At 56.1% G+C, this 19,316-nt stretch carries 20 protein-coding genes; 14 read left to right on the top strand and 6 right to left on the bottom strand.

Annotated features, from left to right (window positions below; genetic code table 11):
* Window positions 1-30: 30 nt before the first annotated feature.
* The 4 genes from ACOTX2_RS07605 to ACOTX2_RS07590 form a co-directional block, all read right to left on the bottom strand.
* A complete protein-coding gene (locus tag ACOTX2_RS07605) occupies window positions 31-1,548 on the bottom strand; it encodes a carbohydrate porin (RefSeq protein WP_063147301.1) in 1,518 nt (505 codons plus the stop codon).
* A gap of 171 nt (window positions 1,549-1,719) precedes the next feature.
* A complete protein-coding gene (locus ACOTX2_RS07600) occupies window positions 1,720-2,616 on the bottom strand; it encodes an aminoimidazole riboside kinase (protein WP_421625898.1) in 897 nt (298 codons plus the stop codon).
* A gap of 88 nt (window positions 2,617-2,704) precedes the next feature.
* A complete protein-coding gene (locus ACOTX2_RS07595; protein ID WP_063147299.1) occupies window positions 2,705-3,916 on the bottom strand; it encodes a diguanylate phosphodiesterase in 1,212 nt (403 codons plus the stop codon).
* Between the two features lie 66 nt (window positions 3,917-3,982).
* Entirely contained in the window at window positions 3,983-5,479 is a 1,497-nt protein-coding gene (locus ACOTX2_RS07590) for an alpha/beta hydrolase (protein ID WP_063147298.1), read from the bottom strand.
* A 267-nt stretch (window positions 5,480-5,746) separates the two neighbouring features.
* Here ACOTX2_RS07590 and ACOTX2_RS07585 point away from each other — a divergent pair, with 267 nt between their 5' ends.
* From ACOTX2_RS07585 to ACOTX2_RS07555, 7 genes are read left to right on the top strand one after another with little or no spacing between them, the layout of a single operon-like run.
* A complete protein-coding gene (locus tag ACOTX2_RS07585; protein WP_063147297.1) occupies window positions 5,747-6,601 on the top strand; it encodes a MurR/RpiR family transcriptional regulator in 855 nt (284 codons plus the stop codon).
* 12 nt (window positions 6,602-6,613) lie between these two features.
* A complete protein-coding gene (gene ddpX, locus ACOTX2_RS07580) occupies window positions 6,614-7,186 on the top strand; it encodes a D-alanyl-D-alanine dipeptidase (RefSeq protein WP_022648182.1) in 573 nt (190 codons plus the stop codon).
* A gap of 15 nt (window positions 7,187-7,201) precedes the next feature.
* Entirely contained in the window at window positions 7,202-8,734 is a 1,533-nt protein-coding gene (locus tag ACOTX2_RS07575) for an ABC transporter substrate-binding protein (RefSeq protein WP_063147296.1), read from the top strand.
* A gap of 23 nt (window positions 8,735-8,757) precedes the next feature.
* The gene (locus ACOTX2_RS07570; protein ID WP_003857077.1) at window positions 8,758-9,780 is read left to right on the top strand and encodes an ABC transporter permease; all 1,023 of its coding nucleotides are present in this window, start codon (window positions 8,758-8,760) and stop codon (window positions 9,778-9,780) included.
* Complete coding sequence (gene ddpC / locus ACOTX2_RS07565; RefSeq protein ID WP_022648185.1) at window positions 9,777-10,673, top strand: D,D-dipeptide ABC transporter permease; 897 nt, start codon at window positions 9,777-9,779, stop codon at window positions 10,671-10,673. The genes ACOTX2_RS07570 and ddpC overlap by 4 nt, the downstream gene beginning before the upstream one ends.
* Window positions 10,670-11,656, top strand: coding sequence for an ABC transporter ATP-binding protein (locus ACOTX2_RS07560; protein ID WP_063137770.1), 987 nt, complete (start codon window positions 10,670-10,672; stop codon window positions 11,654-11,656). The genes ddpC and ACOTX2_RS07560 overlap by 4 nt, the downstream gene beginning before the upstream one ends.
* Window positions 11,649-12,575, top strand: coding sequence for an oligopeptide/dipeptide ABC transporter ATP-binding protein (locus ACOTX2_RS07555; RefSeq protein ID WP_063147295.1), 927 nt, complete (start codon window positions 11,649-11,651; stop codon window positions 12,573-12,575). The genes ACOTX2_RS07560 and ACOTX2_RS07555 overlap by 8 nt, the downstream gene beginning before the upstream one ends.
* Before the next feature lie 30 nt (window positions 12,576-12,605).
* Here ACOTX2_RS07555 and ACOTX2_RS07550 read toward each other — a convergent pair whose 3' ends face one another.
* The gene (locus tag ACOTX2_RS07550) at window positions 12,606-13,034 is read right to left on the bottom strand and encodes an OsmC family protein (RefSeq protein WP_003857069.1); all 429 of its coding nucleotides are present in this window, start codon (window positions 13,032-13,034) and stop codon (window positions 12,606-12,608) included.
* Window positions 13,035-13,103: 69 nt separating this feature from the next.
* Window positions 13,104-13,991 carry a LysR family transcriptional regulator gene (locus ACOTX2_RS07545; protein WP_074136308.1) on the bottom strand — a complete coding sequence of 296 codons (888 nt, stop codon included), beginning with the start codon at window positions 13,989-13,991 and terminating at the stop codon, window positions 13,104-13,106.
* A gap of 111 nt (window positions 13,992-14,102) precedes the next feature.
* Here ACOTX2_RS07545 and ACOTX2_RS07540 point away from each other — a divergent pair, with 111 nt between their 5' ends.
* The 7 genes from ACOTX2_RS07540 (at window position 14,103) to ACOTX2_RS07510 (ending at window position 19,257) form a co-directional block, all read left to right on the top strand.
* On the top strand, window positions 14,103-14,954 hold the full coding sequence (locus ACOTX2_RS07540) for a Vmh family MBL fold metallo-hydrolase (RefSeq protein ID WP_063147293.1): 852 nt from the start codon (window positions 14,103-14,105) through the stop codon (window positions 14,952-14,954).
* 51 nt (window positions 14,955-15,005) lie between these two features.
* Entirely contained in the window at window positions 15,006-15,527 is a 522-nt protein-coding gene (locus tag ACOTX2_RS07535) for a VOC family protein (protein ID WP_063147292.1), read from the top strand.
* Window positions 15,528-15,668: 141 nt separating this feature from the next.
* On the top strand, window positions 15,669-15,884 hold the full coding sequence (gene bdm / locus ACOTX2_RS07530; RefSeq protein WP_022648192.1) for a biofilm-dependent modulation protein: 216 nt from the start codon (window positions 15,669-15,671) through the stop codon (window positions 15,882-15,884).
* Between the two features lie 95 nt (window positions 15,885-15,979).
* Window positions 15,980-16,117 carry a stationary-phase-induced ribosome-associated protein gene (sra, locus tag ACOTX2_RS07525; protein ID WP_023300167.1) on the top strand — a complete coding sequence of 46 codons (138 nt, stop codon included), beginning with the start codon at window positions 15,980-15,982 and terminating at the stop codon, window positions 16,115-16,117.
* Window positions 16,118-16,293: 176 nt separating this feature from the next.
* On the top strand, window positions 16,294-17,991 hold the full coding sequence (locus ACOTX2_RS07520) for an NAD-dependent malic enzyme (RefSeq protein ID WP_022648194.1): 1,698 nt from the start codon (window positions 16,294-16,296) through the stop codon (window positions 17,989-17,991).
* A 301-nt stretch (window positions 17,992-18,292) separates the two neighbouring features.
* On the top strand, window positions 18,293-18,778 hold the full coding sequence (locus tag ACOTX2_RS07515; protein ID WP_063147291.1) for an Hcp family type VI secretion system effector: 486 nt from the start codon (window positions 18,293-18,295) through the stop codon (window positions 18,776-18,778).
* Entirely contained in the window at window positions 18,775-19,257 is a 483-nt protein-coding gene (locus ACOTX2_RS07510) for a DUF2778 domain-containing protein (RefSeq protein WP_063147290.1), read from the top strand. The genes ACOTX2_RS07515 and ACOTX2_RS07510 overlap by 4 nt, the downstream gene beginning before the upstream one ends.
* Window positions 19,258-19,316 lie beyond the last annotated feature (59 nt).

Raw genomic sequence — 19,316 nt, 5'->3', positions numbered from 1 at the left:
AACGCCCCCGCAATGCGGGAGCGTGAAGGGTTAAAACCAGGTTTCCATCTGCACCCCAAAGTTCCATTCCCCACCCGCATTGAAGCCGCTGCTGCCAAAGGCGTCATCGCTGGCGTAGTTATCCAGCTTGCTGCTCCAGTCCATCCAGGTGGCGAACAGGCGCAGCTCCGGACGGCTGAAGAAATCGCCAATCTTGCCCGCCTTTAACGTCGGGGCAAAGGTTAGCTTGTAGAAGCTACCGTTAACCGCATTGCGATCCTTGTAGCCTTCCGGGTTTAAATCCATGTATTGATAACTGCCCTCGAACGCGAGGGCGAAATTCTGGGTCACCTCTTTGATCAGACGCGTATTGAGCGTGACCCACTCATAGCTGTCGCCCTTCACGTAGCGGTCCTTACTGCTTTGCGCCAGCACGGCGGGCGCAATGTGCCAGCCACCGCCCAGCGGCGTGACACCGTAACTTGCAAAACGCCAGGTATCGGCTTCTGACAGCAATGCGCCGTCTGCACCAATGCTTTTCACCTCGGCCCCCAGACCGTGGCCGTAAAGCAGCGCCGTTTTGGCGGAACCTTCCCGCAGGCCGTAGAAGCTCTCGTTATGCAGACCAACCAGCGCATGTACCCCGTTATTGGCCGCGTCGGTTTTAATCGGATCGCCGTTGCTGTCCTTACGGTCGTCATTATCTTTTGCCCGTAAGCCGCTGACCATCAACTGCACCGGCCCGGCGAAGTGGTTCATGCTTAAGATGTAGTTCTGGACGTTGTTGTCGATCTCCTCTTCGCTGCCGAAGTTACGGCCATAAAGGGAGAAGTTACTGCGCAGCGTATCGTTCCACTTCACGTCATAGACGCCGCCGCCGGTCCCGGCGAGAAATACCACGTCGGAATCCAGCCAGTGAATGTCGAAGTTGTCGCGGTCAAAACGCTTACCCGCCCAGAAGGTGCTGCCTTTCAGCGCGCCGGTAACGTCCGGCAAAGTGCCCAGCTCGGCAAAGGCCTGACGAATGTTCAGGTCGCTGCTGTCTGCCGACCAGTCGTTATAGGTTTTCTGACCGTCGGCCAGCATCGCCTTAAAGCGCGTCGTCGCGCCATTTTCCAGCGTCTGTTTGTGCTCAACATTCAGCTCAACGTAGGTATCCGCTTCGTTCCCCAGACGCCCGATGGCCCCACCCGTTTCCCCGGCGGGTGTCAGATAAGGACCGCTTTTGCTGCTGGAGGCAGCGTCGTTCATCAGCAGCCCGGAACGGGCGTAACCGTGAAACTCAAAACCGCCTGTCCGATCGGCTTTCTCTTCCAGCGCAGTGGTACGTTGCGCCACCGCCTGTGTGGAGGTTTGCGCTTCCTGCTGCGCAGCCACCAGTTGCTGCGTTTTCTGTTCCGCTGCCGTGGCGCGTTTTTCAGCAACCTGCGCACGGGTTTCCGCCTCCTGCAAACGCTGCTCCAGCGCTGCCAGGCGCGCTTCGATACGGGTCATATCCGTCTGGGCAAAAACAGAGGTACAGCCGGCCAGCATGCCTATCATCACGGCAAGTCTGCGTTTTTTATACATTTTGTCGCATCCCTAATAACTATCGGTAAAAGTGCTAAATTGCTAAACCGGTTTAGGCTGATGATACTAAACCGTTGAATTTTGAATCGGCAACGTTTTTTGCTAAACCGTTTTAGTAAGTGTGATCGAGGCGACAATTCAGGCCGCCGACCGGAGGCCTGGAGAGGTGAATTACAGTTCGTGATGATAAGGCAGCGCGGTCATTGCCCCTTTTGCGGTTGTCGCCAGCGCTCCGCAGCGCTGCGCTAACGTGATGACCTCTGAGAGACGGGCCTGGCCATGACGTGCCAGACCGAACAGCAGCCCGGCGACGAAAGCATCCCCCGCACCGGTGGTATCAATGCATTCCACGGGTGATGCAGGATAGTGCGTCAACGCGCCTCCCTGCCAGGCGGTCACGCCCTCTTTTCCCTGCGTCACCAGCACCAGCCTGGCCGGACAGGTGCGCATCAGCGCCGCCAGCCCCTCATGGACCTGCGCATTTCCGGTCAAGAACGCCAGCTCTTCCACCGAGATTTTCACCACATCTGCACAGGCTAATGCCCGCTCAAGACACTGGCGCAGCTCGACTTCATCGTGCCAGAGATCGGCGCGGATATTGGGGTCAAAGCTGACGAAACCGCCCGCCTGTCTGATAGCGGCCATCGCCTGAAACGTCGCGGAACGGCTGGGTTCGGCGCTAAGCGCGATAGAGCAGACGTGCAGCCACTCCCCGGCGCGGAATGGCGGGAGATCGGCGGCGTCAAGGAACAGATCAGCACTCGGGCGAACCATAAAGGTAAATGAACGTTCCCCGTCGTCATCGAGATCCACCACCACCGTGGAGGTGCGATGCCGCGGATCCCGTCTCAGCAATTCTGTATTAACCTGCTCATCCGCAAGCGTTTTTTGCATAAAACGCCCGAAGGGGTCGTCGCCCACCCGGCCTATAAAGGCGCTTCTGCCTCCCAGACGCGCTACCCCTACCGCAACGTTGGCCGGTGCGCCGCCAGGACATTGCAGCAGTTTGCCCTCTCCGTCGGGCAACAGATCCACCACTGCATCGCCAAGTACCCAGATCGTCTCCATATCACCTTCTTAGCTAAATAATGTTAAACCGGTTTAGCTATTTAAGCACAGGCAGGGTGTCGGGGAAATATGGCGAGGGACAATTTGCTTAACCCACCCGATGGGGCCAGTGAATATCACCCACGCCATTGAGCTGCGGGCGGGCGAACAAAAAGCCCTGGAAGCGGCGAATACCGGCGGATTCAAGCCAGCACCACTCTTCTATCTTCTCAATGCCTTCTGCGACCAGCGTAATCTCCAGATCGGTGCAGCAGCTGATTATCGACTTCACAATCGCCTGCTTGGGCCCGCTCAGGTGGATATCGCTGACGATCTCTCTGTCGATTTTGAGCTTATCCGGCTGGAACCGCGTGAGCAGTGAAAGACCAGCATAGCCGGAACCAAAATCATCTATCGCCAGCCCAACCCCTTCCGCGCGCAGCTGTTTAATGGCGCTGTTAAACTGGTTGAAGCCAGATATCATCTCGTTCTCAGTGACTTCAATGATCACCTGCTCTGGCTGTAGATTGTGCTTTTTGATCTGCGTTACCAGGAACTCTACCGCGCCCGGCACGTTAACCAGCGACATTGGCAGCAGGTTCACCGCCAGTTTGTGGCTGCCGATGCCGAGCTTTTGCGCCAGCGCAAAGGTCCAGGCTTTGGTTTGCAGGTCGACTTCGTAAATCTGTTCACGATCGAGACTATGGAAGAAATGCTCCGGGCTGCCGCCGTCGTTTCCGCGTATAAGCGCTTCGAGAGAACTGATTTTGCCTTCGGACGGCTCGACAATGGGTTGCAGCGCAAACTGGCAGGGCTGTCCCGCCAGCAGACCTAACCCTTTACCAAACGGCGCGCGCTCTCGCGAAAGCGTCCATTTATCAGGCTCATAGTCCGAAGCGGGTGGGATAGCGGTTTTGCCGGTGATAAAGGTCTGAATAAATTTGAAGACCCGATCCTCAGAAGTCAGATAGCTTTCCAGCTTGCTGTAATGCAGAACCGACGCCAGAACCGCTTTCGGGGTCTGAACATCCAGGTCAAACAGCAGCATTCCCACGTCTTCGAAACGTCTGCGCGGGCCGTAATCGCGCATCAGCTCCACCACGCCGGTATGCCGGTCATCCGCACGGATGGTGTTAAAAAGCGCGACGACGTTCTGTTCCGTGCCTTCGAGAATTTGCAGAACGTCACGTCCACTGGAGAGAAGAATGCCTGAGATGCCCTGCTCCGTATTACGGATCCTGGCCTTTTCAACCAGCGCGCTTAACGCTGCGGAGGTGCAGGTTAAGCTCAGCTGGCTTCGATAAATGAGAGTTGTCAGCACAGAAACGGGGTCCGGTATGGGGTATACGCCTGAACGGTACTGTTTAACATAGTTCCCTGTGGTGGCCTAGTCTATTCCACTTCGGGGTTGATTCTCCCCGAGACGGCTGTCGATCCGCGTCTGCATATAGTCGTAGAAAGGATTCGACGTTACGCGCATTAACGCATCTTTACCGACGCTCAGAACTGAGGTTTCTCCCCACAGGGCTATCGTCCCGAGACTGATTCCATAGCGGTTTTTCACCTCAGGATGGCGGCCATACAGATCGTCTTCAGGCGGGAACGGAATGGCAATATGCGACAGGGAATAAACCTCCTGCGGATACGAGACCGACAGCGGCGTCACCGTTTCCCGGGTGCTGCCCGCAGGCGTTGTCTTTGCCACCATATCAAACCTGTCAGGGCTGGCATTGGTCACGATTGTGACACTGTAACGTCTTTTCGCCTCGGGCAGCAGGTCAGCCACCGCCGTCCAGGATGATGGCCTGAACAGTGGACGGAAACTCCCGGCCTGATTGATGTCAAATACCACCAGTTCGCTGCCATTTGCCGGAAGCTGGTCAAACAGCCCGCTGACTACGGCGCGGGTACTGACCGTTGAATCCATGACCGACTGAAACGCCAGTACCGGCGGGAGCTGCGTTAGTTTGTGATCATGAACATCGCGGTTTATCTGCTCATGCAGAGCCCGGGTAAGCAGCCAGGACTGACGTGCCGCATTCACCGGGAACGAATTGTATTTATAAGGATTATATTCCGGCGAAATGTTGAGCCACGCGGCTTTGGCAAACGCCGGTAACATAGCCGGTAGCCCGGCGAATCCGGCAAAGCGCGCAAACGCCGTGACGCCAATCATCGGTGAGAGCAAAACGATCTGCTGAGGTTTACGCAGTTCAGGCGCATCAAGGGCGTCGAGGGCGTATTTCATCGCCAGCGCCCCGCCGTTGGAATAGCCCACCAGGTGCAGGGGGAGATCGTTCCCTGTCAGGCGTGTTGCTTCACGAACCGCAAGGCGCGTAGCTGCCAGCCACGCCTCCCAGTCAACGTCTGTCAACGCGCCCGGCGCCGTGCCGTGTCCGGGCAAACGAGGCACTACGGCCACAAAGCCGTGCTTTTGATAATTCACAGCCAGACGCCTGACGCTGTAGGGCGAATCCGTCAGACCGTGCAACAACACTACCGCCCCGCGCGGCTTTCCGGCAGGCATCAGCACAAACGACCGGTTTGCATCCGGAGTAAAGTGTCCTGGCCACACCAGGCTCTGACGGTAATAGCGGTTCAGCGGCGTGCGCTCTGCGGGGGTGACTTTCGCCGTCACCTCAGCATCAAGAGCGGTGAAGATGGCGTTTTCCCGCGCGACATAAGCTGCGAAGGTCGCGTTATCCATCTCCTGCACGGACATTTCGTCAGCCCGCCATGTATGCCAGTGATGCAGGGCCGGCCCCTGCTGCGAAAGATAAACCCGCACCGCCAGCAGAACGAGCACAATGATCCCGATGACCATCGCTATTTTTTTTGCGAGAGCCATCAGGCGCACGCTGACCCGCCAGGGCAAATTCGCCATGTAAGGCTCCCTCTCTTATCCACAGAGCTTTCATCTTACCAAAAAATGTGAAGAGGCTGTCGTATTCACCAAATAGATATCGCTCAGGCCGGACACTGCACCAAAAGTGAACTACGCTGCACAAATGTTGAGCATCTGTTAAACAAATATTGCATTAACTTTGCTGCACAGCGCGTTTTCGCCGCAATGTGAACATGGCACGCGTCCTGCATTGTTAATCCGATAACAGAAACCCGGCCTTTGACAGCCAGTTAACAGCGAGGCGGTATGACGACCAAACCTGAGGTGTTAAGCCGTATCGAAGCGACCTTCAGCCAGCTCACCCCGAGCGAAAAGCGGGTGGCAAGCTGGATGCTGGCGCACGTCGGACAGATCCCTTTTGAAACGGCTGAGAGCGTGGCGCTGGCCACGGCCACCAGCGGGATCACCGTCGGACGCTTTCTGCGCAAGCTGGGCTATCGCAACCTTGATGACGCCAAAAAAAGCCTGCGCGCTCCCCATCAGCCCTGGGGCATAAACGAGCGTCTGGACTCCTGGAAACAGCAACAGCCGCTGTCGGATCGCCTTCAGCACTCCCTGTCGCTGGAGGTGGACGCCATTGCCCATGTCTACCAGCTGGCGCAAAGCGAAACGTTCAGGCAGGTGGTCCAGCAACTTTCCCATGCCGACGCCGTCTTCGTGCTGGGGATCCAGTCCACGCGCGGGATCGCCAATGCGTTCTTCAGCCATCTGGAGTATCTGCGCCCGCGGGTAAGCTATTCCGAAGGGCTCTCCGGTAGCTGGGTGGAGTCGCTTAACTCCGGCTTTGCTAACCCGTATATCGTGCTGACCGATACCCGCGCCTACTCCGCCATTGCCCGCCAGTACTGCCGCGTGGCGAGCGAAAAAGGCCTGGCGATGGCGCTGATCACCGATATCTGGTGCCCGTGGGCGCGGGATTACCCGATTGATTTACTCCAGGTGAAGACCGATACCGGCCATTTCTGGGACTCGCTGGCGCCGGTGAGCTGTCTGTTCAACCTGCTGCTGTCGGGCGTTGTGGCGGCGCTGGGGGAAGCGCTGCCGGAACGTCTGGCAATCAACCGACAACTACAACAAGAATTTGGTCAATTTGAACGCTAAAGGAGCGGAGCTATGCCTGAAGAGAGTCAACTGATTGATGTGGCGAAAACTTTTCCCACGCTGCATATCGATCTGAAATACGCGACCGCCGATAACATTACCGGCCGCCCGATCTATCAGCACGCCGCGTGCCTGCTGCACACGGATGCCGCCACCGCGCTGGCGAAATCGATCAGTATCGCCGCGCTGGCCGGTCTGAAGCTGGTGGTCTACGACGCCTATCGCCCGCAGCAGGCACAGGCGCAACTCTGGGATGCCTGCCCCAATCCGGAATACGTGGTGGATGTCGCGATTGGCTCGAACCACAGCCGGGGCACTGCCATTGACGTCACGCTGATGGATGAACACGACAACGTGCTGGATATGGGCGCCGGGTTTGACGAAATGCACGACCGTTCTCATGCCTGGCACCCTTCCGTTCCGCCCGAGGCGCAGCGAAATCGTCTGCTCCTGAACGCCGTTATGTACGGCGGCGGTTTTGTGGGCATCAGCAGCGAGTGGTGGCATTTCGAGCTGCCGAACGCCGCCAGCTATCCGCTGTTAGATGACCAGTTCGCCTGTTATCCGACCACACACTCACTGTAATTCTGGAGCCCGGCCATGAAAACAACGCTGCTTACTACCCTGATTGCCGCTACGCTCGCCCTGAGCACCCTTCCCGCTCTGGCGGCGGTGCCAAAAGATATGCTGGTGATAGGGAAAGCTGCCGATCCGCAAACGCTGGATCCGGCGGTCACTATCGATAACAACGACTGGACGGTGACCTACCCCTCGTACCAGCGTCTGGTGAAATACAAGCCTGGCACCACGGAGGTGGAAGGCGATCTGTCGACGGGCTGGAAGGCGTCAGACGACCAGAAAGTGTGGACGTTCACCCTGGCAGATAATGCAAAATTCGCCGACGGCACGCCGGTGACCGCCGAAGCGGTCAAGCTGTCGTTTGAACGTCTGCTTAAAATCAACCAGGGACCTTCCGAAGCGTTCCCGAAAGATTTGAAAGTGGACGTGGTGGATGAGCATACGGTGAAATTCACCCTCAGCCAGCCGTTTGCCCCGTTCCTCTACACGCTGGCCAATGACGGCGCGTCGATCGTCAACCCGGCGGTGCTGAAGGCCAATGCCGCCGACGACGCACGCGGTTTCCTGGCGCAAAACACCGCGGGTTCCGGACCGTTTATGCTAAAAAGCTGGCGGAAAGGTCAACAGCTGGTGATGGTGCCCAACCCACACTGGCCAGGTGAAAAGCCGCACTTTAAGCGCGTCTCGGTGAAGATTATCGGTGAAAGCGCCTCGCGTCGCCTGCAACTTTCCCGTGGCGATCTGGATATCGCCGACGCCCTGCCGGTGGATCAGCTTGCTGCTCTGAAGCAGGAAGGCAAAGTGGCCGTGGCGGAATACCCGTCCCTGCGGGTGACCTACCTCTATCTGAACAACAGTAAGCCTCCAATGAATCAGGTGGATTTGCGCCGCGCGGTCTCCTGGGCGACCGATTACCAGGGGATGGTGAAAGGCATTCTCAGCGGGAACGGCAAGCAGATGCGCGGCCCGATCCCGGAGGGCATGTGGGGCTTCGATGCGAACGCCATGCGGTACAACTTTGACGAGGCCAAAGCCAAAGCGGCGCTGGAGAAAGTCAAAGATAAACCTGCCAGCCTGACGTTCCTCTACTCCGATAACGACCCGAACTGGGAGCCTATCGCCCTCTCCACGCAGGCGAGCCTCGGCAAGCTGGGGATTAACGTCAAGCTCGAGAAACTGGCGAACGCCACCATGCGCGACCGCGTCGGCAAAGGTGATTATGACATTGCGATTGGTAACTGGAGCCCGGACTTCGCTGACCCGTACATGTTCATGAACTACTGGTTCGAATCGGACAAAAAAGGGCTGCCGGGTAACCGCTCATTCTATGAGAACAAAGAGGTCGATGCGCTGTTGCAGGCGGCACTGAAAACCACCGATCAGGCGGAACGCACCAAAGATTACCAGCAGGCGCAGAAAGTGGTGATTGACGAGGCGGCTTACGTTTATCTGTTCCAGAAGAACTACCAGCTGGCGATGAACAAAGAGGTCAAAGGCTTCACCTTTAATCCGATGCTTGAGCAGGTTTTTAACATCGCCACCATGAGTAAGTAACGGCCCACGCCGGGGGGAAGTGTATGACGTTCTGGAGCATTGTGCGCCAGCGCTGCTGGGGGTTAATCCTGGTGGTGGCCGGTGTCTGTATTATTACTTTTATTATTTCACACCTGATCCCCGGCGATCCGGCCCGCCTGCTGGCCGGTGATCGCGCCAGCGATGAAATCGTGCAGGGCATCCGCCAGCAGCTGGGGCTGGATCAACCACTCTATATTCAGTTTGGCCGCTACGTTGAGGCGCTGGCACATGGCGATCTGGGCACGTCTATTCGCACCGGTCGCCCCGTTGCGGAAGATTTGAAAGCTTTTTTCCCCGCCACGCTGGAGCTTGCCTTTTGCTCCCTGCTGCTGGCGCTGGTGATTGGCGTGCCGCTGGGTATTTTATCGGCGGTGTACCGTAACCGCTGGCTGGATCACCTGGTGCGACTGATGGCGATGACGGGCATCTCGACGCCTGCCTTCTGGCTGGGACTGGGAGTTATCGTTCTGTTCTACGGTCAACTGCAAATTCTGCCCGGCGGCGGCAGGCTGGACGACTGGCTCGATCCGCCCGCCCACGTTACCGGTTTTTATCTGCTGGACGCTCTGCTGGAAGGCAACGGCGAGGTGTTTTTCAACGCCCTGCAGCACCTGATTTTACCCTCCCTGACCCTGGCCTTCGTGCATCTGGGTATTGTGGCGCGTCAGGTACGTTCCGCGATGCTGGAGCAACTGAGCGAGGATTATATTCGTACCGCCCGCGCGAGCGGGTTGCCGGGCTGGTACATCGTCCTGCGCTACGCCTTACCCAACGCCATGATCCCCTCCATTACCGTGCTCGGGCTGGCGCTGGGCGATCTGCTGTACGGGGCGGTGCTTACCGAAACCGTGTTTGCCTGGCCGGGAATGGGGGCCTGGGTGGTGACCTCCATTCAGGCGCTGGACTTCCCCGCCGTCATGGGCTTCGCGGTCGTGGTATCGCTGGCCTATGTCTTCGTCAATCTGGTGGTGGATCTGCTGTATCTGTGGATCGACCCGCGAATTGGGCGCGGAGGTGCCGAATGATGTTAACTCAGGAAACGCCCGTCCCTGTCAGCACCGCTAAACAGCGCATCAACTGGGCAAAGCTGTTCTGGATGTTACGCAAAAGCCCGCTCACGCTGATCGGCGGGGTCATTATGATCGTGATGCTGCTGATGATGGTGGTCTCGCCGTGGATAGTCCCGCACGATCCGAACGCGCTGGATCTGACCGCGCGCTTGCAGGCACCGTCAGCCCAGCACTGGTTCGGCACCGATGAGGTGGGCCGGGATCTGTTCAGCCGCGTGCTGGTGGGCAGCCAGCAGTCCATCACAGCGGGGCTGGCGGTGGTGGTGATTGCGGGCGGCATCGGTTCGCTGCTCGGCTGTTTGTCCGGCGTACTTGGCGGGCGCGGCGACGCCATCATTATGCGCATCATGGACATTATGCTCTCCATCCCCTCGCTGGTGCTGACGATGGCCCTGGCCGCCGCGCTCGGCCCAAGCCTGTTTAACGCGATGCTGGCGATTGCGATTGTACGCATTCCGTTTTACGTGCGGCTGGCACGCGGGCAAACGCTGGTGGTGCGCCAGTTCACCTACGTGCTGGCCGCCCGCACCTTTGGCGCATCGCGCTGGCACCTGATCAGCTGGCATATCCTGCGTAACGCCCTGCCGCCGCTGATCGTACAAGCGTCGCTGGATATCGGCAGCGCCATTCTGATGGCCGCCACGCTGGGCTTTATTGGATTAGGCGCGCAGCAGCCGACCGCCGAATGGGGGGCAATGGTGGCCGTGGGGCGTAACTACGTGCTTGACCAGTGGTGGTACTGCGCGTTTCCGGGGGCGGCAATTCTGATCACGGCGGTTGGCTTTAATCTGTTTGGCGATGGTCTTCGCGACCTGCTGGATCCCAAATCAGGAGGGAAGCAGTCATGAGTGATTCCGTATTATCGATTGAAGATTTGCACCTGAGCTTCCCCATTTTTCGCGGTGACGTCCACGCGCTCAACCACGTCTCGCTGGAGATTGGCCGGGGTGAAATTGTCGGCGTGGTGGGCGAATCCGGCTCGGGAAAATCGGTCACCGCGATGCTGGCGATGCGCCTGCTGCCGGAAGGCAGTTACCATGTTCACCATGGCCGGGTCACGCTGCTCGGGGAAGATGTGCTGAACGCGTCGGAAAAACAGCTTCGTCAGTGGCGCGGCGCCAGGGTGGCGATGATTTTTCAGGAGCCGATGACGGCGCTTAACCCCACGCGCCGGATTGGCAGGCAGATGGTGGAGGTGATCCGCCAGCATCAGTCGCTTTCCCGCCGCGACGCGCAGCAGAAGGCGATCTCCCTGCTGGGCGAGATGCAAATCCCGGATGCGGCGCAGGTAATGGATCGCTATCCGTTTGAGCTTTCCGGCGGTATGCGCCAGCGGGTCATGATCGCCCTTGCCTTCTCCTGCGAGCCGGAGCTGATCATCGCTGATGAACCCACTACCGCGCTGGATGTGACCGTCCAGCTTCAGGTGCTGCGTCTGCTGAAACATAAAGCGCGCGCCAGCGGAACGTCGGTGCTGTTTATCAGTCACGATATGGCGGTGGTGTCGCAGCTTTGTGACCGGATGTACGTTATGTACGCGGGCAGCGTGATCGAAAGCGGCAGCACGCAGACCTTGATCCACCATCCTGTGCACCCCTATTCGATTGGCCTGCTGCGGTGTGCCCCGGAAAATGGTGAACCGCGCGAGATCCTCCCGGCCATTCCCGGCACGGTACCTAACCTCAGCCACCTCCCGCGCGGATGTGCTTTTCGCGAACGCTGTTTTGCTGCCGGGGCGAAATGCAGCGAAACGCCGCGCTTAATTTCCACGGGCGCAGAAGGCCAGCAGGCTGCCTGCTGGTACCCACAACAGGAGAGACGCCATGTCTGAGGTACTGCTGGAACTGGATAGCGTGCATGTGAATTTTCCTGCGCGCAAAAACTGGCTGGGGCGCGTGACGGAACAGGTACACGCCCTTAACGGCATGGATCTCCGGATCCATCGCGGCGAAACGCTGGGCGTTGTGGGGGAATCCGGCTGTGGAAAGAGCACGCTGGCGCAGCTGCTGATGGGCATGCTCAAACCGAGTACCGGTGCCTGTCAGCGCGCGAATGCGGCGGGTGGTATGCAGATGGTATTTCAGGACCCGCTCTCGTCCCTTGATCCACGTTTACCCGTCTGGCGCACCATCACCGAGCCGGTGTGGATACAGCAACGTCGCAGCGAACGGGAGCGTCGTCAGTTGGCTGAAACGCTGGCGCAGCAGGTTGGGATTCGAGCGGAATATCTTGACCGTCTGCCGCATGCGTTTTCGGGCGGACAGCGCCAGCGAATCGCTATTGCCCGGGCGCTATCTTCGGATCCGGACATCATCGTGCTGGATGAACCCACCAGCGCGCTGGATATTTCCGTCCAGGCACAGATCCTCAATTTGCTGGTTGCCCTGCAACAGCAGCGAAATCTGACCTACGTGCTAATCTCGCACAACGTCTCGGTGGTCCGGCACATGAGCGACCGGGTGGCGGTAATGTATCTGGGGCAAATCGTGGAACTGGGTCCGGCGAACCAGGTGCTGGGTCAGCCGCGCCATCCGTATACGCAGCTGCTGCTTGACTCCGTTCCCCGGACCGGAGAACCGCTGGATGAGGATCTGGCGTTGCGAAAAACCGATCTTCCGGGTAATCGCCACCTGCCCGTTGGGTGCTATTTCCGCGACCGCTGTTCGCTGGCGACGCAGGGATGTGAACAGCCGCAACAACTCCAGCCCTCTTCCGCAAGCCGAAACGTGCGCTGCTGGCGTAACCGTTAAAAATGAGCCGGGCATGCGCCCGGCCCGATATCAGTTCAGTTTGTAATCCAGCGTGATTTCCGCTTTCAACAGCTGCGAGACCGGGCAACCGGCCTTGGCTTTCTGGATAATGCCGTCGAACTGCTGCGGATCGATACCCGGTACCGTCACCTTGCTTTGCAGCGCGACTTTGCTGATGGCAAAACCGCTGTCGGTTTTATCCAGCGAGACATCCGCCGTGGTATCGATGGAATCGGCGGTATAACCCGCTTCGCCCAGCATTAGCGACAGGGCCATAGAGAAACATGCCGCGTGCGCTGCGCCAATCAGCTCTTCCGGGTTAGTCCCTTTCTCGCCCTCGAAGCGGGTGTTAAAGCCGTAAGGTTGCTGGTTAAGGACGCCACTTTCGGTCGATACCGTCCCTTTGCCGCGTTTGATGTCGCCAGACCAGTGTGCTGAACCGTGCTTATGAATCGTCATTCTTGCTCTCCTTTTGGCTTACAAAGGGATAAGTATAGGACGCATAATCTATTTTGCAGGGAAGACAGACTAGTCCGATCGCGTGGCAAGGTGGTTTGCCAGCGCGTCGAGGAACACACGCTGCGCCGCAGGCTGATAGTCTCGCGACTGATAAATACCAAAAATGCCGATCGGTTTTGGCGTATAGGCGCTGAGCACCGGCACCAGGCTTCCCTGCCGTAGCGCCGCGTCGGCCTCGCGCTCGGGCAGCATGGCAATACCACAGTGATTTATCGCCGCCTCCATCAGCAGAGATGAGATGCTGGCGCTGAGATTGCCGCTGACCGCCGTCGTGACCGGCTCCCCTGCCGGCGTAAAAAAACGCCACGACTGACCGGCAAAAAAGCTGTAATGCAGGCAGTTGTGCCGGGCTAAGTCTTCCAGCTCCTCTGGAACGCCCCGGCTTACAAGGTAGTGCGGCGAGGCGCAAAGCACGGACCGACACTCTCCCAACCGGCGAGCGATCATACCCGGTTCGGGGTTATCGGTGATGCGGATCGCCACGTCAATTCGCTCGCCCACCAGGCTCACCGGATGGTTGTTAACATCCAGCTCAATGCGCAGTTGAGGGTAACGCTGCAACAGATCGGGCAGCACCGGAGCGATAATCTGCATCGCGGTAAAATGCGCGCAGGCGACACGAAGCGTGCCTGAGGGTAAATCCTTCACTGACTGATCTTCAATTTCCTGAGAAATTTGCGATAGCTTGCGCGTCTTTTGCAGGACTTTCTCCCCCGCCGCCGTCAGCGTCAGCTTGCGGGTGGAGCGGTTAACCAGCCGCGCCCCGGCCCACTTCTCCATCTGCTCCAGATAACGGCTCACCATGGGACGGGAAATCCCCAGCGCCCGCGCCGCCGCGCTTAAACTCCCCAGCTCACAGATGCGGTTGTACACCTGGGCGGCAATAACGCGATCCATTTTGACCTCCATTTGCTCGATCTACGAAACTAAGCATCTCCTGTTTCAGGAATTCTGGCAAATGAAGAGATCCGTACAATAGAGACTTTCCTGAAGAACAGAGACCTGACCATGACAATCGCCCGCCTTGCTTTGCTGACAACCCTTTTCACTCCGGCCGTCTTTGCCGCGCCGTTGGCCGTTGATACGTATAACCCGCAGGAAAAAGGCATTTTTGCCGTTTCTTCCACGCTGGTATCTGGTCCGGTAGAGGCGGTACTGTTTGACGCCCAGTTCAGCGTGAAAGATGGCGAAGCGCTGGTAGAAAAAATTCGCCACAGCGGTAAAACGCTGAACAAAATCGTGATCACTTCCGGCGATCCGGATTTCTATTTCGGCCTGCAACCGCTGATGAAAGCCTTCCCTAATGCCAAAGTTGTCGCCACGCAACAGGTGGTGGACCATATCAGGGCCACAAAAGACGCGAAGCTCGCCTTCTGGGGGCCACAGATGAAAGATGGCGCGCCGACGCAGCTCTACGTGCCGCAAGTGCTTGCCTCAACCACCTTTATGATTGACGGTGAGAGAGTAAGCATTGAAGAGCCTGAAAGCTATGCGGCGTACGTCTGGATCCCATCCGCCAAAACCATCCTCGGCGGCACGGGCGTCTCATGGGGCATTCACGTCTGGACCGCGGATACCCAAACGCCGGAAAGCCATAAACAGTGGCAGCAGACGCTGGATAGCATGGCTGCCCTAAAGCCCGAACGCGTTATTCCGGGCCACTACCTTGGGACACCGCCAGCGGGTACCGGCGCTATCGACTTTACCCGTCGCTATCTACAGCAGTTTGAACAGGCTCTCACGACACATAAAGCGTCTACCGACGTCATCATCGCGATGAAAAAACAGTGGCCGAACCTTGCGGAAGAAAGTTCGCTCGAACTGAGTGCCAAAGTGAATACCGGCGAAATGAAGTGGTAATAGCCTGATTATCTCCTGCTATATTTAAATTTTTTATAGCAGGAGTTTACTATGCAATCATCAGTAAGGGGTATTGACCATATCGGTATTACGGTGCCCGACATTGAAAAAGCCACCCTATTTTTTGAACGCGCTTTCGGCGCACAGGTTTTATATCATTCTGTCGATGCAGAAACCGATAATATCGATCAGCCCGCCCAGCAGCACACCTTAAAATTATTTCCCGGCACTAAAATTCATGCCATTCGCATGCTTGTTATGCCGCACGGACCCGGCATAGAACTTTTCGAAATGCATGGCCCTGAACAGGGAATGCCCGCTCGCGCCAGCGACTTTGGACTTCAGCATTTTGCTGTTTATGTTGATAATTTTGATAGTGCCATCGCGGCTTTCACCGCCGCCGGCGGTGAGATGTTCACCGCGCCGAAGCCGCTTAGCTTTCCGGATGAGCAAGGTGAAGGCAATGCTTTCTGCTATGGTCAAACCCCCTGGGGCAGCATTGTGGAATTGATCTCCTGGCCGACGCCCATGCCTTATGAAAAAACGACAAATTTACGCCGCTGGAAACCCTGAGTTTTATTTCTGTGCTACGGGAGATGTTATTTTTAATTCCAGGACGAATCTGAACCACAACGGCAAAAATATTTGCCAATCTGAATGTGAATTACGATTTTGCACGCCGTAACATTAAACAGACAACGACACGGAGGCAGCATGTTTACTTATTACCCGGCACATACCACAGCAGCACAACCGGAACTTGTTAACGCGATCGCACAAGGTCTTCACGCCGAGCACGGTGTTGTTACTGAAGATGACATTTTGATGGAACTGACCAAGTGGGTGGAAGCCACGGACAATGACATCCTCAGTGACATCTACCAGCAAACCATCAACTATGTGGTTAGTGGGCGAAACGCACCTCTGTAAAAACCTGCTAAGCTGGATCTGCAACCTAAGGGGTTACATTTCGTTTGCGTAAGCAAGCTTGTCCTTAAAACTATCAACAGGATTGAGGAGTTAACATGAAATCGAACCGTCAGGCACGCCATATTCTGGGACTGAACTACAAGCTCTCTAACCAGCGTAAAGTGGTTATTGAGGAGGGGAGCGAAACGCAGGTTACCCACGCTACCGGCAGAAAACGCCCTTCCGGCAAGTAAGTTCCGGCACGATATTCACAACACCATCGGTAATCCCGATGGTGTTTTTGTTTATGTGTTGCGGTAATTAATATTCAGCTCCTTTATAATACCGCCCGACCGCACCCCGTAGCACAGGCCAGAAAGATGACAAACAGCAGTGTCAGGGACGGATCTTCTTAAAAAGAGTGAGTGACATGGACAACAAACTGAAAAAACATCGTTCCCTTTATATTCCTTACGCCGGTCCGGTTTTACTGGAGTTCCCCCTTCTGAACAAAGGCAGCGCCTTTAGCATGGAAGAGCGCAGCAGCTTTAACCTGCTGGGCCTGCTGCCTGAAGTGGTTGAGACCATTGAAGAACAGGCAGAACGTGCCTGGATCCAGTATCAGGGCTTTAAAACCGAAATCGATAAACACATCTACCTGCGTAATATTCAGGACACCAACGAAACCCTCTTCTACCGCCTCGTGCAGAACCATCTTGAAGAGATGATGCCCGTCATTTACACCCCCACCGTCGGCGCGGCGTGTGAACGCTTCTCAGAGATCTACCGTCGTTCCCGCGGTGTGTTCATCTCTTATCAGAACCGTCACAACATGGATGACATTCTGCAAAACGTGCCTAACCACAACATCAAGGTGATCGTGGTGACCGATGGCGAACGTATTCTGGGCCTCGGTGACCAGGGCATTGGCGGGATGGGGATCCCCATCGGTAAGCTCTCGCTGTATACCGCCTGCGGCGGGATCAGCCCGGCCTACACCCTGCCGGTGGTACTTGACGTGGGGACCAATAACCAGCAACTGTTGAACGATCCGCTGTACATGGGCTGGCGTCACCCGCGCATTACCGACGACGAGTACTATCAGTTTGTGGATGATTTCATCCAGGCCGTGAAGCACCGCTGGCCTGACGTGCTGTTGCAGTTCGAAGACTTCGCACAGAAAAACGCCATGCCGCTGCTGAACCGCTACCGCGATGAGATCTGCTCGTTCAACGATGACATTCAGGGCACTGCGGCAGTGACCGTCGGTACGCTGATTGCTGCGAGCCGTGCGGCAGGCAGCCAGCTCAGCTATCAGAAAATTGTCTTCCTGGGTGCAGGCTCCGCGGGCTGCGGCATCGCCGAGCAAATTATTGCCCAGACCCAGCGCGAAGGCTTAAGCGAAGAGCTGGCCCGCTCCCGCGTCTTTATGGTGGACCGTTTTGGCCTGCTGACCGACGGCATGCCAAACCTGCTCCCGTTCCAGACCAAACTGGTGCAGAAGCGCGAAAACCTGAAAAACTGGGATACGGATAACGAAGTGCTCTCGCTTCTTGACGTGGTGCGCAACGTGAAGCCGGACATTCTGATCGGCGTGTCCGGGCAGACCGGCCTCTTCACGGAGGAGATTATTCGCGAGATGCACAAGCACTGTGAACGCCCTATCGTGATGCCGCTGTCTAACCCGACTTCACGCGTGGAGGCAACGCCGCAGGACATCATCGCATGGACCGAAGGTAAGGCACTGGTCGCAACCGGCAGTCCATTTGATCCGGTGGTGTGGAAGGACAAACTCTACCCCATCGCGCAGTGCAATAACTCCTATATCTTCCCGGGTATTGGTCTGGGAGTTATCGCCTCCGGCGCGTCCCGCATCACCGACGAAATGCTGATGTCCGCGAGCGAAACGCTGGCAGGTCACTCTCCGCTGGTGAATAACGGTGAAGGCCTGGTACTGCCGGAGCTGAAAGACATTCACAAAGTGTCCCGCGCAATTGCCTTCGCGGTAGGCAAAATGGCGCAGCAGCAAGGCGTCGCGGTGAAAACCTCTGCCGATGCGTTGCAGCAGGCGATTGATGATAACTTCTGGATGCCGGAATACCGTAGCTATCGTCGTACTTCGATTTAAATCGGAGTTTTGAACGTTCCCTCTCTTCACAAGGGAGAGGGAACGTGAAGTCCCTTCTTCCTTTTTCCTCTAATTCCCTTAATCCTGCCTATAAATGCTTTGTTGAAAGTCACTCATGATAATTTGGCTTTAAAAATGCAGCAGGATCGATCATTTGAAAAATGCATACCTAATCAAAAATCTATATCCTTTTAAAATATATAAATTTTACATAACACTTCTTGCCTAACAAATAGTTTTTCTTAAGAGTTTAGTAACGTTTTGCATCACTAAATTCATTTATTGAAAAAGGAGTTTTGAAATGGCAATCCCAGCATATCTATGGCTGAAAGATGACGGCGGCGCAGATATCAAAGGCGCGGTTGATGTGCAATATCGCGAGGGCAGTATTGAAGTATTAGGATTCGGTCATGGACTGCATCTACCGACAGATAATATGACAGGAAAAATCACGGGTACGCGCATGCATAGCGCTCTGGTTTTTGAAAAGGAGTTCGACAGTTCCAGCCCTTACTTATACAAGGCTGTAGCAAAAGGCCAAACGCTAAAAAGTGCCGAGTTTAAGTGGTACAAAATCAATGATGCTGGTCAAGAGGTCGAATACTTCAACATGTTCCTTGAGAACGTTAAAGTGGTCTCAATATGCCCGGTGATGCATGACGTAAAAAATCCAGCAATGGAAAAACATAATCATTTAGAAAATATTTCCCTCCGTTACGAGAAGATCACATGGCGACACTGTGACGGTAATATCATCTTTGCTGATTCCTGGAATGACAGATTATGAATCTCATACAGTGCTTTTTCCACCTCAACGGAGGTACGTACGCTACTTTGTCTGTGCCCGGAGTTGGCTTTTTTCCTGCATTTTCAGGGAATGGTGACGCGACGAACCGTGCAGAAAGCGCAAATATACCTGATATCGGCCCACTCCCACCTGGTCGCTATTACATACTTTTACGTGGATTAGGGGGTTGGTATACTCAAACTAAGGATAGTGTTAACGCATTTTTCACCGGTTCGAATCGGAACGAATGGTTTGCATTATATCGCGATGACGGATTGATAAATGATGAGACTTTTGTGAAAGGCGTAAGGCGAGGTGAATTCCGGTTACACCCTATCGGGCCATCTGGCATAAGTAAGGGTTGTATTACACTTTATAGTCAGAGCGATTTTAAGATTCTGGCATCAGCCTTACTTCGAACTGGAGGGCAGCAATTGGGAAACTACATCATTGCACATGGCGTTGTGCAGGTCTATTAATGAAGGCGGCATTCCTTGTGTTGTTGTGGTGTATAGCCGTGTTTCTATCAATGTTCACA

It is taken from the genome of Enterobacter cloacae complex sp. IR5412, assembly GCF_049237385.1.
Taxonomy (GTDB): domain Bacteria; phylum Pseudomonadota; class Gammaproteobacteria; order Enterobacterales; family Enterobacteriaceae; genus Enterobacter; species Enterobacter intestinihominis.
The sequence above is the reverse complement of the archived record's forward strand: the minus strand, read 5'-3'. Positions and strand labels throughout refer to the sequence as shown.

Coding starts and splice junctions, on each gene's coding strand:
- bdm (WP_022648192.1), top strand. CDS start 15,669: ATGTTTACTTATTACCCGGCACATACCACAGCAGCACAACCGGAACTT.
- ACOTX2_RS07555 (WP_063147295.1), top strand. CDS start 11,649: ATGTCTGAGGTACTGCTGGAACTGGATAGCGTGCATGTGAATTTTCCT.
- ACOTX2_RS07545 (WP_074136308.1), bottom strand. CDS start 13,991: ATGGATCGCGTTATTGCCGCCCAGGTGTACAACCGCATCTGTGAGCTG.
- ACOTX2_RS07520 (WP_022648194.1), top strand. CDS start 16,294: ATGGACAACAAACTGAAAAAACATCGTTCCCTTTATATTCCTTACGCC.
- ddpX (WP_022648182.1), top strand. CDS start 6,614: ATGCCTGAAGAGAGTCAACTGATTGATGTGGCGAAAACTTTTCCCACG.
- ddpC (WP_022648185.1), top strand. CDS start 9,777: ATGATGTTAACTCAGGAAACGCCCGTCCCTGTCAGCACCGCTAAACAG.
- ACOTX2_RS07515 (WP_063147291.1), top strand. CDS start 18,293: ATGGCAATCCCAGCATATCTATGGCTGAAAGATGACGGCGGCGCAGAT.
- ACOTX2_RS07585 (WP_063147297.1), top strand. CDS start 5,747: ATGACGACCAAACCTGAGGTGTTAAGCCGTATCGAAGCGACCTTCAGC.
- sra (WP_023300167.1), top strand. CDS start 15,980: ATGAAATCGAACCGTCAGGCACGCCATATTCTGGGACTGAACTACAAG.
- ACOTX2_RS07560 (WP_063137770.1), top strand. CDS start 10,670: ATGAGTGATTCCGTATTATCGATTGAAGATTTGCACCTGAGCTTCCCC.
- ACOTX2_RS07550 (WP_003857069.1), bottom strand. CDS start 13,034: ATGACGATTCATAAGCACGGTTCAGCACACTGGTCTGGCGACATCAAA.
- ACOTX2_RS07510 (WP_063147290.1), top strand. CDS start 18,775: ATGAATCTCATACAGTGCTTTTTCCACCTCAACGGAGGTACGTACGCT.
- ACOTX2_RS07540 (WP_063147293.1), top strand. CDS start 14,103: ATGACAATCGCCCGCCTTGCTTTGCTGACAACCCTTTTCACTCCGGCC.
- ACOTX2_RS07590 (WP_063147298.1), bottom strand. CDS start 5,479: ATGGCGAATTTGCCCTGGCGGGTCAGCGTGCGCCTGATGGCTCTCGCA.
- ACOTX2_RS07570 (WP_003857077.1), top strand. CDS start 8,758: ATGACGTTCTGGAGCATTGTGCGCCAGCGCTGCTGGGGGTTAATCCTG.
- ACOTX2_RS07605 (WP_063147301.1), bottom strand. CDS start 1,548: ATGTATAAAAAACGCAGACTTGCCGTGATGATAGGCATGCTGGCCGGC.
- ACOTX2_RS07575 (WP_063147296.1), top strand. CDS start 7,202: ATGAAAACAACGCTGCTTACTACCCTGATTGCCGCTACGCTCGCCCTG.
- ACOTX2_RS07535 (WP_063147292.1), top strand. CDS start 15,006: ATGCAATCATCAGTAAGGGGTATTGACCATATCGGTATTACGGTGCCC.
- ACOTX2_RS07600 (WP_421625898.1), bottom strand. CDS start 2,616: ATGGAGACGATCTGGGTACTTGGCGATGCAGTGGTGGATCTGTTGCCC.